Source organism: Acetanaerobacterium sp. MSJ-12, from assembly GCF_018917875.1.
Lineage (GTDB): Bacteria > Bacillota > Clostridia > Oscillospirales > Ruminococcaceae > Bittarella > Bittarella massiliensis.
In genome coordinates, this window is record NZ_JAHLPK010000004.1 from 46,554 (window position 1) to 60,924 (window position 14,371).

Below are 14,371 nucleotides of genomic sequence, written 5' to 3' on the forward strand. Positions count from 1 at the left end.
ACAGGCGATTCTTTCTCAAGGCAATGTGGTAAAATCAGCGGAGCTTTTAGCGGACACACCATATCTGCAACCGGGCCGATTCGACCCAACGCTTGACAGCCCTCCTTTCCCCTATCCCCATGGTAGGGCCCGGCCTTTTTGAAAGACGGTCTTGCCTGTGAAAAACTGCAAAGCGCTGCTGATTGCCGCCCTCCGTCCAGCTCTCTTTGTCACCCCTGAAACGCAGTCCCTTCTGCCCCGATCTGTTGGCCACGGCCGCCATTCCCTGTGAAGCCATCTCTCTTCCTTCATTGGCGACCACCTGCCCCCCCCCCTGCAAGGTGAGTTGGCAGGCCATCGGGCCGTTTCACTCCCCTTCCTCCCGACTGCATCGGCCTCTCCCCAATCGCCGGCAAGAGCTGCGCGCCGACGAAAAAAGCGTCGTTATCTCCCCGCGCCATGACTTTCCCATCCAAACGCAAAACAGCCCCCGGCCGCACAGATGGCGGTCGGGGGCTGTTCTCCCTTTTACAGTCGGTGCATAAACCGGCTCAAAAATTCTCTGGTCTTGGGGTTTCGGGGGTTGCCGAAAATCACCTCCGGGGTGTCGTCTTCGGCGATGAAACCGTCGAGCATGAAGACCGTTCGGTCGGACACCTCGCGGGCAAACTCCATCTCGTGGGTGACCACCACCATGGTCATCCCCTCGTGGGCCAGCTGTTTCATCACCCCCAGCACCTCGCCCACCATCTCCGGGTCCAAAGCCGAGGTGGGCTCGTCGAAGAGGAGGACGTCCGGCTTCATGGCCAGGGCGCGGGCGATGGCCACCCGCTGCAGCTGCCCGCCCGAGAGCTGGGCCGGCTTGGCGTCGATGTAGGGCACCATCCCCACCTTGTAGAGGTAGCGCAGGGCCAGCTCGCGGGACTCCTGCTTTCCCTTTTTCAGCACGTACCGGGGACCGGCCATGCAGTTTTCCAGCACCGTCTGGTTGGCGAAGAGGTTGAAGGACTGAAAGACCATCCCCACCTTGGCCCGATAGCGGTTCCAGTCAAAGCCGTCCCCGCCGGCCAGCTGGCCATGGTAGTAAATTTCTCCCCCGCTGGGGATTTCCAGCCGATTGATACACCGCAGCAGGGTCGATTTGCCCGAGCCCGAGGCCCCGATGACGCAGACCACCTCGCCCTGGTGTACCGTAAAGTCGATGTCCCGCAGCACCACATGGGTGCCAAAGGTCTTTTGCAGGTGCCGCACCTTGAGGATCGATTCCCGCTGCCACAGCTCCTGCAGGGCCGGGGACATCTCGTCCCCGCCCGGCCCTGCGCTCCGGCACTCCTGTACTGCCTGCCCGCTCATCTCACTGCCTCCTTTTGCATCTCTGCCTTCTCCCGGTCGCTCTCCGCCGCGATCGCCTTGAGTTCGGGGATGGAGGCGGGGTCTGCCAACTCGTAGTCCCGGGGGCCGTTCATCCGCCGCTCCACCAGGTGGAGCAGGGCGTTTGCCAGGGTGGTGAGCACCAGGTAGATGCAGCTGACCACAAAGAACACCTCAAAGTATCTAAAGTAGACGCCCGCCGCCGACCGGGCCGCGTAGAACAGCTCGTTCACAGTGATGACGCTGAGCACCGAGGTGTCTTTGATGTTGCTGACCAGGTAGTTGCCGATTTGGGGGGTGATGTTGCGAAACGCCTGGGGTACCACCACCGAGAGCATGGTCCTGCCGTGGGACATGCCGATGGCCTTGGCCCCTTCGATCTGGCCCGGGTCGATGGACTGAATGCCGCCCCGCACCGTCTCGCACATGTAGGCGCCGGTGTTGATGGAGACCACCAGCAGCCCCGCCATCAGGGGCTGAAAATGCACCCCGAAGATGGCGGCTGCACCGTAGAAGATCACCATCGCCTGCACCATCATGGGGGTGCCGCGGAAAACCCAGACGTAGAAGCGGATGATCGCCCAGACGATGTTCATTCCCACCCGCTTGAAGAGATTGTCCTCCTTGGTGAGGGGGACGGTGCGCACCGTCCCCGCCAAAAAGCCGATGATACAGCCCAGCAGGGTGCCCAGCACCGCCAGGTAGACCGAGGTGCCGGCCCCCTTTAAAAAGGCGACGCCGTACTTCTCGGCGATAAACGCCACCCATCCGAAAAATGTGGTGGGCAAATTCATGGTTTCTCTCCCCTTTTTCTTTGATCGCTCATCCCGTTACAAGGGGGCGCGCCCGCCCCACGCGAAAGACCGCTACTGGTTGACCGGCTGCACCTCGATGGCGTGGCGGAGCATCTCCTCCTTCTCCTCCTCGGTGATCTGGCCCAGGGCGGCGTTGAGCTTTTCCTTCACGTCACTGCGTTTTTTGCTGACGGCGATCCCCAGGTCAGTGTCCTCGTCGGAGAGCTGGAACCCGCTCCCCTCGGCCAGTTTGACCATGGCCAGGTCGGGGTTGGCCGCCACGGCCGACAGGGCGGTGGGCTCATCCATCAAGAGCATATCCACTATGCCCGACTGCAGCGAAACAATCATGGCCGGCACGTTGTCCATGGCGGGCATCTTGTTGACATTCGGGATCTGGTCGATGATGTCGTACCACAGGGTGTTGAGCATCGAGGTGCAGCTGGCGCCCGACAGGTCCTGCAGTTTGGTCTTGCCGGCGTACTTGCTGTCCTTTTTCACCAGGGCCACGATCTGGCTGCGGTAGTAGCAATCGGTAAAGTCCATCGAGGCCTTGCGCTCGTCGGTGATGCTGATGGCCGAGATGGCGCAGTCGATGGTGCCCGTCTGCACCCCCAGCAACAGCCCCTCCCAGTCGATCTTGTAGGCCTCCATCCGGTAGCCGGCCTTGTCGCAAAGCTGCTTCATCAGCTCCACCTCAAAGCCATAGGTGTACTCATTGCTGCCGGTGATGGGCACCGCCCCGTTGGAATCGTCCAGCTGGGTCCAGGTAATGGGGGCGGTCATGCACTCAAACCCGACCTTTAAGACTGGGCGGTCATCGCCGTTTGCCGCAGACTTGTCCCCGCAGCCGGTCAGGGGCAGGCAGAGCGCCGCCGCCAACGCCATAGCGATGATTCGTTTCCCTTTCACGATAAAAACCTACCTTTCCATCTTGCCTTTCGGCAATGCCACTTTCCAATAAGGCCGGGGGCGAGTCAATCACCCGCCCCCTCACCTTTGCCTGTATTATAGTGACTTGCCCCCTTCTTTTCAATGCGCTGGGGAGAGGTTTTATGCTATCTTAACGATTCCACTGCCATTATTTACATTGTATTCCATCATTGGTTACAAAATATGCGATTTCTTCCCTTCATTCCTTGACCCCCTCCACTTCCCTGGCCCCCCTTTGACCCGCCAGTTTTGCCAGACGGCCGGCCCTTTCTAGGCCCTCCGCTTTTGCTCCCGCCGCTCTCCGCTCCAGCTGCCGCGAAGGCCGAGCAGGCCAAACCATCCCCCTATTCCAACTCCTCTGCTTCTTGCTCCCAACCCTCCCGTTTCAACTGTCGCGGCATCCGGGTAGGCCAGACGGTTCTCCCCTTCAACCCTTCTTGCTCTTTGCCCCTGGCCCTCGTCCCTCTCCACTTCGACTGCCCGCAAAGACCGGGCAGGCCCAATTGCGCCAGCCGCGGCGGGGAGAAGGGAGAGCAAACCACCTTTTTGGGGCCGCCCTCTCCCCCTGCGGGCCACAGGGGTGAATAAACGCCCCCCAGCCGGCAGAGGGCGAATTTCCTCCCCTTTCCCCCTATTTGCTGTCCCCTTCTCCCCGCACAGCAAAAGCGCGGCTTCTCCTCGCAGACCGCCCCTTCCCCCGCCCTCGCCGTCGGTGGTGTTCCGGTGCATTCTTGTATCGGTAGCAGTCCAGCCAACCACCGCCCCCTCCCCCCTCTGGGCAGACCGAGGGCTCTTCCTCTCCTCCTCCCCTGCCGGCGCGCCCGCTGGGCAGCCGCCCGCTGGAGCTGGGACCTCCTCTGCCGTCTGCCGCCCCGCCGGGCCGCCCACCGCCCTCTCCCCCCAGCCCTTCCGCGACGGCAGACAAAAAAAGCCCTTCGCTCCGTAGAGCGAAGGGCTTTTGATTGACGAAAAGAAACGGTAGCTTACTGCTCCTCTTTCATCTTGGCGAAGCAGTCGCTGCAGTAGACAGGACGGTCCTCGCGGGGCTGGAAGGGAACCTGGCAGGGAGCGCCGCAAGAAGCGCAGACGGCGTCGTGCATCTCTCTGGGGCCTCTGAGGTTTCTCTTTCTGTTGTCACGGCACTCTTTGCAGCGCTGGGGCTCGTTCTCAAAGCCCTTCTCCGCGTAGAACTCCTGCTCACCAGCGGTGAACACGAACTCTTTGCCGCACTCTTTGCACACTAAAGTCTTGTCTTCGAACATTTGATTGTACCTCACTTTGGAAAGATAAATTTGGCCCGCACCGGAATTGAACCGTCTTTTAGAAAAACCTAAACGCTCCCCTGAGCTATTGGGCATATTTTAATTTTTTTCTCACTCGTTGCAGGGCGTTATCGACAGATTTCTCCGGCTTGTGCAAGAGGCGCGAAATGTCCTTGTAACTGTACCCGTCCAGGTGTAGAGACAATACCTGTTTCTCAAACGAAGACAAAACACTCTCCGCCTGCTTCATCAGGCGGGACACTTGTTCTCGCTGTGCAACTATCTGCTGAGGGTCGCTGGCCCCGTCGGCTCCGTCTTCCCCGTCCAGGTAGGGCAGTTTTTCCTCGCCGCCGCCCCGCTTGCGCGCCCGGCTGCGCCGATAGCTGGCAATCATGGCGTTGCGAAGGCAAACTGTCGCGTAGGAGGAGAAGGGGATCCCTTTTTCCGCATCAAAACTGCTCACCGCAGCGGGCAGGGCCATCAGCCCCTCCTGCGCCATGTCTTCGCAGTCGGCGGAAAAGAGCTTGCGCGCCATCGCCTCAGCGATGGGGAGGTAGGCAGAAACCAACTGATTGAGGGCTTTCGCGTCGCCCCCCTGTGCCCGGCGCAGGAGCTCGGTCTGTGCGTCATCCGATTTCCAATCGCCCATAAGACCCTACCTTTAGCGTTCTCTCAACATCCCCATCCTAACCTATAAACCACTTCCTGTCAAGGAATTTTTTCACTCTCGCCAAAAGCGCCAGATTTTTCAGACAAAAGTTGCGCAAACCCTCCAAAACCCGCATGGCAGAGCAGAAACTTGCCCCCTGCCGCCACGAGAAAACATTACTCCGCCGCCAGTTCAGACTCGTCCCGGGTGACGTTTCGCATCCAACAGCCGCTGCGGATACGGAAAAAGGAGACCACCGTCTTGATGGGCGAGTCGATGCGCAGCAGCACGTAGACCACCGGCGCCGCCACCTTGGCCACCAGGCCGAAGTAGGCCCCCAGAGGGGTGGCCACCGCCCAGATGAAGAAGACGTCGATGAAGAAGGTGAACTTGGTGTCGCCGCCGCCGCGCAAAATCCCCATGGTGGAGATGACCTCCACCGAGATGAGAAAGGTCATGACCGCCGCCGCGATCATCATCTCCCCGGCCATGGCAGTGGTCTCGGGGGCGATGTTGTACAGCCCGATGACCGGCTTGCGGATGGCCAGCACGATCGAGGCGCCCACCGCCCCCACCCCCAGGGAGAGCAGCTGCATGGTGGTGGCCATCTTCCGCACATACCCAGCGGGTTTTGAGCTGACGGCCTTGCCGATTTGGATGGCGGTGGCGTTGGAGAGGCCGAAGAGGAAGATGAAGGCCAGCTGGGTCACCACGTTGACGATGCTGTTGGCCGCCACCACCGACGCCCCCATCCGCCCCAAAATGGCGGCGTGCACCGAGGTGGAGAGCCCCCAGGCGATCTCGTTGAAGGCCACCGGCAGACTGGTCTTGACGTAGTCGCCCAGCAGCAGCCGGTCCATCTTGTGAAAGAGGTGGCGCAGCCGAAAGCCGGTGCGCTTTTCAAAGCGCTCCATGTAGACGATCGACATCACCAGCTCGCTGATGCGGGCGCAGAGGGTGCCCACCGCGGCGCCCGCGACCCCCAGGGCCGGCGCGCCGAAGGCGCCGAAGATGAAGATGTAGTTGATGATCACGTTGATGACAAAGGAGACCGAGTAGATCACCACCGAGATCTTCACCTGCTCCACCCCCCGCAGGGAGGTGATGTAGCAGTTGGAGACCCCGTAGAAGAAGTAGGAGAAGGCGATGATCTTCAGGTAGCGCACCCCTTCGGCCACCACCTCGGGGTCGGCGGTGAAGAGGCGCAAAATGGCCTCGGGGAAACAGAGCACCAGGGCGGTGACGAGCAGGGAGAGCACCACCACGAACTTCAGACCGATGGCCATAATGCGGCTGATGGCCGCCGTGTCCCCCTTACCCCAGTACTGGCTGATCATCACCGAGCCGCCGGCGGCAAAGCCAAAGGAGAACATGCTGAAGACGAAAAAGGGCTGGTTGGCCAGGGAGGCCGCCGACAACTGCACCTCGCCCAGCTGGCCCAGCATCACGGTGTCCATCATATTGACGCCAAAGCTGATGAGGTTTTGCAGGGCGATGGGGATGGCCACCGTCAGCAGGGCCCGGTAAAAGGACTTTTCGGTCAAAATCTTGTTGCGCACGATCTCAATTCCCTCTCTGTCTGATTTCGCCCCCGGCCCCCCTCTCGCAGGGGGAACAGCCGGGCAAGGGCACAAAAAACAGCCGCCTGTGGGGTCCGCCGGGCCGAAAGGCGACTGGTGGGAGGGGGCAACCCTCCCTGTGACAGCAGCAGTATACCACATTCCCCGCCCCGCGCCAACACCTTTTGTCCAAAAAGCGACTTCTTTTTTGACCGTCTTTTTCCGTCCCCCCTTGTCTTTATCATACCGCCGCTCCGCCGTCTTTTTCGTCCATCTTCCCCGCATTCCCCCGCAAAGGGTGTACTGCCTCCTGCCGGCGACTGCAGAAGGGAGGCCAGACGACAAAAGCCCTAGCCCGCCTTCGCGCAACTACCCCTGACCTGCTGCCAAGGGCAGCATCCCCCCTCCACCCGCAGCGGAAGGGAGACCGCCGGAGCGGCTGGAGAGCCCCCCCGTCCTCCCCACCGGGGTCTCCCGTCGAAAAGAGACTGCTCCCCCCTACCTGCCGACGACCAAGCAGGACAGCGCCAAAGAGCGCCGTCTCACCCCAAAGTCCTGCCACCGCAAAAGGGAGGCCAGATGGCCAAAGCCCTGGCCCGCCTTCGCGCAACCGCCCCTGACCTGCTGCCAAGGGCAGCGTCCCCCCTCCACCCACAGCGGAAGGGGGACCGCAGGAGCGGCTGGAGAGCCCCCCCTGTCCGGCCCGCCGGGGGCGCCCGTCGAAAAGGGGCTGCTCCCCCCTACCTGGCGACGGCCAAGCAGGGCAGCGCCAAAGAGCGCCGTCTCGCCCAAAAGCCTCGACGCAGCAAAAGAGCCGGCGCCGCAAACCAGCGGCGTCGGCTCTCTAAAGGGGATCTCCCCCTTGTTTGCTGCGGTGTTCAGCCCTCTCTCGGGGCGCGACTAGGCGTTGGTGGCCACAAAGCTGACCGTCCTGTCCAAAAAGAGGTTGGGCTTGTACTGCAGCTCCAGTTCTTTCCAGTCCGCTGGCAGCTCATAGCCGATGATGCCGGTGAGCTTTTTTCCCTTGGCGATGGTGCCGCTGAGGTCCTTGCCCTGCTCGTAAGAGGCGCTGATGCTAAGGCTGATGGCTTCGTCGTCGGCATAGGCGTCAAAGGAGGCGGCGGTGACGAGCAGCTCCTTGTCCGAGCCGTTCTCCACGGTGAACTCGCAGACAATAAAGGCGTTTCCCTTTTCGGGCTTCAGGTACTGGGTGCCCTCGTTCTCCTCCACCTTGTTGAGGGTGATCTTCACGCCGTCCTCCTCGTAGGTCTCGCCCACGCCGAAGGAGGTCTTTTCCTCCACCTGCGGAGAAGAGCTCTCGCCCGACCCGCTTCCCCCGTCGGTGCTGAAGCCACAGCCGGCGCAGAGCACCAGGGCCGCCGCACAGAGCAGAGACAACAAAATGCGTTTTTTCATCTTTCCAAAACTCCTCTCATTGGCAAAATGGCCCGGCTGTCTTCGCCGGGCGACCCTCCGGCCCAGGCCTCGGATGATCGCCCCCATTGTACGAAAAAACCGGGGCAAAGTCCTATGCTCCCAGCATAGGGCTCTGCCCCGGGACCCGCGCGTCTGCCGGCTGTCAGGGCACCCGATAGAGGGTGTGTCCAACTTGCACCAAGACGAGCAAAACCACCAGCCAGACGGCCAAATAGCACAGCCCCGCCAGCCAGCGCTGTCCCCGCCTGTCCAGCGCGCGAAAGGGCGGGCGGGTGCGAACTCTCCCCAAATCCAGCCAGTAGGCGGCATGGGGGAGAAATATCCACAGGTAAATCAGGCAGCTGACCACCGCCGCCCCTGCACTCTCAAAGGGGCGGCTGGTCAGGGCGGCCCAGAGGACAAAGGCGGCGAAGGCCAAAAACGCCACCAGCCGCCAGGCATTTTCCCGGCCAAATACACTCTGCCACCGGCGGGGCGGCCCCTCGCCCACAGGATCGGAGAGGACAAAGGCGGTCGCCGGCAGGTCCGCCGCCATCGCCGCCCGGTCCTGCTGCAGAGAGGCAGCGGCCGAGGGCACGGCCCCCGCAGGGAAAACGCCCCCCTCTTCGGCGGACAGCCCCGCCAGCGCCTGCTGCACCGCCCCCCGCAGTTGGGCGGCCGACTGGTACCGCTGGGCCGGGTCGATGCGCAGACAGCAGTCGATCACCTCCGCCAGGGGGCCCTTCCAGCGCCGCTCCTCCGGCAGCTTGCCGCAGAGCAGCCAGTTGGCCAGCGCCCCCAGGGCATAAAGGTCGGTGCGGGCGTCTGTCTGGGCGTAACCGTACTGCTCGGGGGCGGCATAGCCCTTGGTCCCCAGGTAGACCGTGTCGTTTTTCTGCCGGGGGTCGTATTGGCGGGCGGCCTCAAAGTCGATGAGGAAGAGTTGCCCATCCGGCCTCACCAGCACGTTTTGCGGCTTGATGTCTCGGTGCACCAGACCCGCCCGGTGCAGGGGCTCCAAAATATCGCAGAGGGCGCAGAGCCACCGCCCCACCTGTGCCACTCCCAGACGCCGCCGCCCCTCGGCACAGCGGGCCATGGTCTCCCCGGGCACGTACTCCTCCAGCACCACCGTCTCGCCCGCGCACTGGTAGAGGTCATAGACCATGGGGGTGCCGGCGAAGTGCCGGTCCCGCAGCTGGGGATAGACGGTGTCTGCCCGGTGAACGGTCTTTTTCACCGCCACCAGACCGGTATTTTTGTCCCGCACCAGCTCCACCCTCGCCCGCTCGTTCTCGGAAAAGGTGTCCAGCACCTGGTATCGGTCTGTCAGGTAGTCGGTCAACTCTGTCATCGCTGTCTCATTCCTCGGCTCTGTAAATTCTCCCGCTGCGGACTCGCGGCGGGCCCCCCTCGCAGAAAGGCGCGGCAGGGGAAGGCTTTCCGCCCCGCCGCCAGGCCCCGGCAAACAGAAGCGGTCACCCGTCTTTTTTCACCCGCAGCTATTTTTTATTCTACCACAACCCGGGGTAAAAGGCACTCAGCTGCCAGCATATTGCAGCAGGGGGCGCGCTCCTATATAATGAAAGGTACTTCTTTCGCCCAGACAGGTTGGGCAGTTTCACAGAAAGGGCTGATCCTGTGTCCCAAAAATCCACCGGAGAGCTGCGCAACGAGCTGCAAGAGGCGCCGTCTCTGGACGTCTATATCCGCGAAAACGAGGGGGAATTCCTGCACAAGGAATTCTCCCAGTACCTCGTCGAGTGCTTGGCAAAGCGGGGTCTGCGCAAGTCCGAGGTCATCCGCCGCAGCGGTTTGAGCGAAGTCTACGCCTATCAGATCCTGGCCGGCAAAAAGCGGGCCGAGCGGGACAAGCTCATCTGCCTGTGCCTGGGCGGCGGTCTCTGTGCCGACGAGTGCGACCGCGTCCTCCGCCTGGCCGGGCGGGGCAAACTCTACCCCCGCGACCGGCGCGACGCCATCTTGCTCTACTGCCTGGACAAAGGGCTCGGGGTGGCCGAGGCCGACGACCTGCTCTACGAGGCGGGGGAGCCCACCCTTCTCAGCTAGCCCCCTTTCGCAGAGCGCCGGTCGGGCCGCAAGGCACACCCCGTCCCGTCGACCCGCCAAACCGTCATTTTAAAAAGGAGGGATCTGCCGTGCGACCCATCCGCCGGGAAGAGCCCCTTCCCCAGCTGCGAGAGGCCCTCAACGCCGACTGCCGGCGCTGCCGTGGCCTCTGCTGTGCCGCCCTCTACCGCGCCCGCGCCGAGGGGTTTCCCGCCGACCTGCCCCCGGGCCGCCCCTGTCCCCACCTGGACGGGGGGTACCGCTGCGCCATCCACGGCCAGCTCACCGCCCGCGGCCTGCACGGCTGCACCGCCTACGACTGTTTGGGGGCCGGGCAGCGGGCAGCTGCCACCTCCCCTGCCGACTGGCGCCGCGACCCGGAAGAAAAAGAGCGGCTCTTTGCCCGCTTCCTCTCCCTGACCGCCCTCCACCAAATGCTCTGGTACCTGGCCGAGGTCGCCTCCCTCCTCCCCGCCCGCTCCCTCTGGGAGGGGGCCCAGCAGCTCATCAGCGAGTGCTGGGCCCTGGGCGAGGGGGACGCCCCCCTCGACGCCGCCCTGTTGGAGCGGCAGCGCGCGCGGGTCAACCGGTTGCTCCGCCCCGCCCACGAGCAGACCCTGGCTGTCGCCGGCGGCCGGCCCTCCCCCCGCCGGAACGCCGACTGTTCGGGTCGGCAATTTCGGGGAGCGCCCCTGCGCGGGCGCGATTTCTCCATGGCCCTCCTCCTGGGGGCCGACCTCTCCGGCTGCGACCTCTGGGGCAGCAGCTTCCTGGGCGCCGACCTGCGGGGGGCCGATCTCCGCGGGGCCGACCTGCGGGGGAGCATCTTCCTCACCCCCATCCAGTTGGGGGCTGCCCGGGGGGACGGGCAGACCCGCCTTCCCCCCTTCCTCTCCCGCCCCGCCTCCTGGGATCCCTCTCCACGGCACGACGAGCCCCGGTAACCCCTTCGGGCGGCTGCATCTCTTTCCTTTTTCCGCCTTTTTGCGCATCTTTTTCCCACCCAGGGGCTTTGTGTGATATAATGGGGAATAAATGAACACACGCCGGACGGGTGCGGGGGTGGAATGAGTGATGACAGAAAAGGCAAACACGGGCAACGGGCGGGGCCGCCAAAAGGGGTTCACCCTGGTGGAGGTCATTGTGGTCCTGGTCATTCTGGCGGTCCTCGCCGCCCTCCTCATCCCCTCCATGGTGGGCTGGATCGACAAGGCCCACAAGCGCGCCTGCGAGGTGAGCAAGGCCAGTCTGGCCCGCGACCTGCAGGCGGAGGAGATCTATCAGACCGAGGGCGGGGGCAAACTCACCACCTCCCAGCTGCAGGAGTTGGCCCAAACGTCTGAATTTTACTGCAAGCAGGGCGGGGTCTACCACGTGCTGCGCGACGGCGCAGGGGAGATACAGGTCGTCTGTCCCCTGCACGACAGCGCCTACACCTTTGACATGAGCGAGGTCATCCGCAATCTCATGGCAAACCCCGGCAGCGAGGAGCTCAAGGCCCTGTTCCAGTCCTTCACCGGCGCGGGCAAATACATCGACTCCACCAGCAAGCAGGGCACCAACCGGGAAAAGCTGGAGGGCGCCCTCAAAGAGGCGGGCTTTGACCTGCAGGCACAGGGGGTGCAGAGCTGGTCCTTCCAGGGGGTGGGGAGCGGCCAATTCCTGCTCTACTGGACCACCGAAAGCCTGGCGGACTACCCGGTGGGCAGCCAGGTCAAGGTGATGCGCTACAACTCCCGCCGGGGCACCTACACCGCCGGCTATGTCACCGTGCAGGAGACCCAGCTGGAGGGGAAGGGCGAATACTACCCCGTGCTGGGCCGGGGCGACGCCTCCTGGAGCGAATTCACCGACATCCCCCAGAGCGACGCGGACAAACAGCAATTCGACGCCATCTACCAGGTGTTCGGCCAGATGCCAGCCGGCGCCAACTGACTCGCCTGTACCAAAACAGGGGGGCGGGAGCAACCAACTGCTCCCGCCCCCCTGTTTCTTCTTTGTCCAAACGGCTGCGGCGCTGTTTTCAGCCGCCGAGCTGGGCCAGATACTCCTCCACAAATTTGGAGGCCACCGCCCCGTCCGCCGCTGCGGTCACGATCTGCCGCAGGGGCTTTTGGCGCACATCCCCCACCGCAAAGACCCCCGGCAGGCTGGTGCGGGTGGTCTCGTCGGCCACCAGGTAGCCCTGCTCATCCATCTCCACCTGGCCGCGGAAAAGGGCGGTGTCGGGCACCCGGCCGATGGCGACAAAGACCCCGTCACAGGCCACCTCGCGGGTGGCGCCGCTGCCCACCTCCTGCAGCCGGACCCCGCTCACCCGCTGGCCGTGAAGGATCTCCGCGACCGTTTGGTTCCAGAGGAATTCCACCGGGCTGCCCTCCAGCGCCTTTTGATAGACAGCCGACGCCCGCAGCGCGTCCCTTCGGTGCACCAGGTAGACCTTTTTGCAGATTTTCGAGAGGTAGAGGGCGTCCTCCGCGGCGCTGTTCCCCCCGCCGGCGACCACCACCGTCTTGTCCCTGTAGAGCATCCCGTCGCAGGTGGCGCAGTAGGAGATCCCCCGCCCCCGCAGACCGCGCTCTTCGGGCAGCCCCAGCTCCCGGGGAGAGGCCCCGGTGGCCAGGACCACAGTGTGGGCCAGCACCGGGCCGTCGCTGGTCTCAATCCTCTTGGGGGCCGCCCGCAGGTCCACCGCCTCCACCTCGACAAAGGCCGTCTGCGCCCCAAAGCGCTCGGCCCCCCGCTCCATCCGCTCCCCCAGCGCAAAGCCGTCGATCCCCTCGTCAAACCCGGGGTAGTTGTCCACCTGGCCGGTGGTGGCCATCTGCCCGCCGGGGGCCATCTTCTCGATCACCAGCACCGAGAGGCCGCTCCGGGCACAGTAGAGGGCGGCCGCATAGCCGCCCGGCCCGCCGCCAATCACCGCCACGTCATATATTTTTTTCGCCATCGCGCACACACATCCTTTCCGCCTTGGCGCGCCCTCCGGCACGGCCAGACAGGTCGTCACAGAGGGCTCTCCGCCGATCTCTCGCCCTTTTAAAGGGCCCCGTTTTCCCGAAGCCAGTTCTCGATCTCCGCCGCCGAGCCGGGGTTGACCAGGGGCTCGCTTGCGCGGCCGCCGGCAAAGAGCCGCAGGGTGGGAATGGTGTCCACCCCGTAGTGCTCGGCCAACTGCGGCGCCTCGTCGATGTCCACCGTCTTTACCGCCAGCCGGTCGCCATACTTTTCCGCCAGCCGCGCAACGGCCGGGGCCAACCGGCGGCAGTAGCCACACCAGGGGGCGGAAAAGTCCACCAGCACCGGCTTCTCGCTGTGCAGCACTCCCTCTTCAAAGTGTTCTCTATCAACTGCTAAAACTGCCATCGCAAACGCGACCTCCCTTTCTTTCGGGCGGAAGGATCGGCGCTGCCTGCTGCAAGGGCCCATCCCTTCTGGGGCGGCCAATCTCTCTTTTGGCGCAGGCCGGCCGAAGCTCCATCTCCACAAACTGTTTTTGTTGTTGTTACAGATTTTACTGTAATAATAACAGTTACAGAACCTCCTGTCAACCCCTCTTTCCCAATTTCTTTCCCATTTCCCGACAAAAGACCGGGCCCCGCCGTGCACTGCGCACGGTGAAGCCCGGTCTTTCTGTCCGCCCCTTGGCCCAGCTGTCCCCTACTGGGGCAAAAAAGCATTCAGCGCCCCCTCGTCGAGCACCCGAAAGCGCCGCTTTTCCCAGCAAAAGATCCCCTCGCCGGCACAGGCGGCCACAGCCCGGTTGACGCTGCGCAGCGGGGCTCCCGCCTCCATCGCCAACAGCTCTTTGGTCAGTTGGGGCAGCTTTCCGGCCCGGTGCCAGACCGCCACGGTGCGCAGCACCCGCTCCCGCACTGTGTAGCGGCCAAACTTGTCGAAGAGAACGGTGTTCTCGGTCAGCTTGCGCACCAGCTGGGACACCACGTACTGGGTAAAGTCAAAGTCGGCCCGCATCCACTCCAAAAAGGCGCTGCGGGAGAGGCGGTACAGCCGACAGGGGCTGATCGCCGCCACATTGATGACGTTCTCCCGCCCGCAAAACACCTCAAACTCGCCGAAGAGGCTGGGGGCGCAGTAGTGAAATACCGGCGACACCTGCCCCCGGACGCCCTGCAGGTACCCCTCGGCGTCCCCCTCCAGGAGGATGTAGACGGCGCTGTTCTCCATCCCCTCCCAGAGGATGGGGGCCCGCCGCGCAAACGACACCTCTTCCAGCTGGCGACCGACCGCCGCCGGCGCCGCCTCCAAAAAATCGATCAGCCCTTTCATGGGGCACCTCCAAACAAAATATCGCGTTTTGGTCAGGTGACCTGGATT

At 63.5% G+C, this 14,371-nt stretch carries 14 protein-coding genes; 3 read left to right on the forward strand and 11 right to left on the reverse strand.

The features are described from left to right. Positions 1–507 precede the first annotated feature (507 nt). From KQI11_RS05490 to KQI11_RS05525, 8 genes are all read right to left on the reverse strand, one after another. Positions 508–1,278: an amino acid ABC transporter ATP-binding protein gene (locus KQI11_RS05490; RefSeq protein ID WP_207721208.1), complete on the reverse strand. Its 771-nt coding sequence runs from the start codon at positions 1,276–1,278 to the stop codon at positions 508–510. A 50-nt stretch (positions 1,279–1,328) separates the two neighbouring features. After that, positions 1,329–2,144: an amino acid ABC transporter permease gene (locus KQI11_RS05495; protein ID WP_216401375.1), complete on the reverse strand. Its 816-nt coding sequence runs from the start codon at positions 2,142–2,144 to the stop codon at positions 1,329–1,331. Between the two features lie 72 nt (positions 2,145–2,216). Then, complete coding sequence (locus tag KQI11_RS05500) at positions 2,217–3,056, reverse strand: transporter substrate-binding domain-containing protein (protein WP_185914764.1); 840 nt, start codon at positions 3,054–3,056, stop codon at positions 2,217–2,219. Positions 3,057–4,060: 1,004 nt separating this feature from the next. Beyond that, complete coding sequence (locus KQI11_RS05505) at positions 4,061–4,339, reverse strand: zinc-ribbon domain containing protein (protein WP_185914763.1); 279 nt, start codon at positions 4,337–4,339, stop codon at positions 4,061–4,063. 85 nt (positions 4,340–4,424) lie between these two features. Then, positions 4,425–4,988: a sigma-70 family RNA polymerase sigma factor gene (locus KQI11_RS05510; RefSeq protein ID WP_185914762.1), complete on the reverse strand. Its 564-nt coding sequence runs from the start codon at positions 4,986–4,988 to the stop codon at positions 4,425–4,427. 176 nt (positions 4,989–5,164) lie between these two features. Then, positions 5,165–6,547, reverse strand: coding sequence for an MATE family efflux transporter (locus KQI11_RS05515; RefSeq protein WP_185914761.1), 1,383 nt, complete (start codon positions 6,545–6,547; stop codon positions 5,165–5,167). 900 nt (positions 6,548–7,447) lie between these two features. Continuing rightward, positions 7,448–7,963 (reverse strand): DUF4352 domain-containing protein, encoded by a 516-nt coding sequence (locus KQI11_RS05520; RefSeq protein ID WP_216401376.1) that lies wholly within the window; start codon positions 7,961–7,963, stop codon positions 7,448–7,450. 163 nt (positions 7,964–8,126) lie between these two features. Beyond that, on the reverse strand, positions 8,127–9,317 hold the full coding sequence (locus KQI11_RS05525) for a serine/threonine protein kinase (RefSeq protein WP_216401377.1): 1,191 nt from the start codon (positions 9,315–9,317) through the stop codon (positions 8,127–8,129). Positions 9,318–9,604: 287 nt separating this feature from the next. Here KQI11_RS05525 and KQI11_RS05530 point away from each other — a divergent pair, with 287 nt between their 5' ends. The 3 genes from KQI11_RS05530 (at position 9,605) to KQI11_RS05540 (ending at position 11,968) form a co-directional block, all read left to right on the forward strand. Next, the gene (locus KQI11_RS05530; protein ID WP_216401378.1) at positions 9,605–10,033 is read left to right on the forward strand and encodes an XRE family transcriptional regulator; all 429 of its coding nucleotides are present in this window, start codon (positions 9,605–9,607) and stop codon (positions 10,031–10,033) included. Between the two features lie 89 nt (positions 10,034–10,122). Continuing rightward, the gene (locus KQI11_RS13445) at positions 10,123–10,977 is read left to right on the forward strand and encodes a pentapeptide repeat-containing protein (RefSeq protein WP_216401379.1); all 855 of its coding nucleotides are present in this window, start codon (positions 10,123–10,125) and stop codon (positions 10,975–10,977) included. 130 nt (positions 10,978–11,107) lie between these two features. Then, complete coding sequence (locus KQI11_RS05540) at positions 11,108–11,968, forward strand: prepilin-type N-terminal cleavage/methylation domain-containing protein (RefSeq protein WP_216401380.1); 861 nt, start codon at positions 11,108–11,110, stop codon at positions 11,966–11,968. Between the two features lie 88 nt (positions 11,969–12,056). Here the strand turns inward: KQI11_RS05540 and trxB are convergent, their stop codons facing one another. The 3 genes from trxB to KQI11_RS05555 form a co-directional block, all read right to left on the reverse strand. After that, a complete protein-coding gene (gene trxB / locus KQI11_RS05545; RefSeq protein WP_216401381.1) occupies positions 12,057–12,983 on the reverse strand; it encodes a thioredoxin-disulfide reductase in 927 nt (308 codons plus the stop codon). Positions 12,984–13,072: 89 nt separating this feature from the next. Further along, a complete protein-coding gene (locus KQI11_RS05550) occupies positions 13,073–13,399 on the reverse strand; it encodes a thioredoxin family protein (protein ID WP_216401382.1) in 327 nt (108 codons plus the stop codon). 294 nt (positions 13,400–13,693) lie between these two features. Further along, positions 13,694–14,323 carry a Crp/Fnr family transcriptional regulator gene (locus tag KQI11_RS05555; protein WP_216401383.1) on the reverse strand — a complete coding sequence of 210 codons (630 nt, stop codon included), beginning with the start codon at positions 14,321–14,323 and terminating at the stop codon, positions 13,694–13,696. Positions 14,324–14,371 lie beyond the last annotated feature (48 nt).

What these genes read in the sequence shown, in the direction of transcription:
- KQI11_RS05490 (WP_207721208.1), bottom strand. Translation starts at nt 1,278, where the DNA reads ATGTCCCCGGCCCTGCAGGAGCTGTGGCAGCGGGAATCGATCCTCAAG.
- KQI11_RS05495 (WP_216401375.1), bottom strand. Translation starts at nt 2,144, where the DNA reads ATGAATTTGCCCACCACATTTTTCGGATGGGTGGCGTTTATCGCCGAG.
- KQI11_RS05505 (WP_185914763.1), bottom strand. Translation starts at nt 4,339, where the DNA reads ATGTTCGAAGACAAGACTTTAGTGTGCAAAGAGTGCGGCAAAGAGTTC.
- KQI11_RS05510 (WP_185914762.1), bottom strand. Translation starts at nt 4,988, where the DNA reads ATGGGCGATTGGAAATCGGATGACGCACAGACCGAGCTCCTGCGCCGG.
- KQI11_RS05520 (WP_216401376.1), bottom strand. Translation starts at nt 7,963, where the DNA reads ATGAAAAAACGCATTTTGTTGTCTCTGCTCTGTGCGGCGGCCCTGGTG.
- KQI11_RS05525 (WP_216401377.1), bottom strand. Translation starts at nt 9,317, where the DNA reads ATGACAGAGTTGACCGACTACCTGACAGACCGATACCAGGTGCTGGAC.
- KQI11_RS05540 (WP_216401380.1), top strand. Translation starts at nt 11,108, where the DNA reads ATGACAGAAAAGGCAAACACGGGCAACGGGCGGGGCCGCCAAAAGGGG.
- trxB (WP_216401381.1), bottom strand. Translation starts at nt 12,983, where the DNA reads ATGGCGAAAAAAATATATGACGTGGCGGTGATTGGCGGCGGGCCGGGC.
- KQI11_RS05550 (WP_216401382.1), bottom strand. Translation starts at nt 13,399, where the DNA reads ATGGCAGTTTTAGCAGTTGATAGAGAACACTTTGAAGAGGGAGTGCTG.
- KQI11_RS05555 (WP_216401383.1), bottom strand. Translation starts at nt 14,323, where the DNA reads ATGAAAGGGCTGATCGATTTTTTGGAGGCGGCGCCGGCGGCGGTCGGT.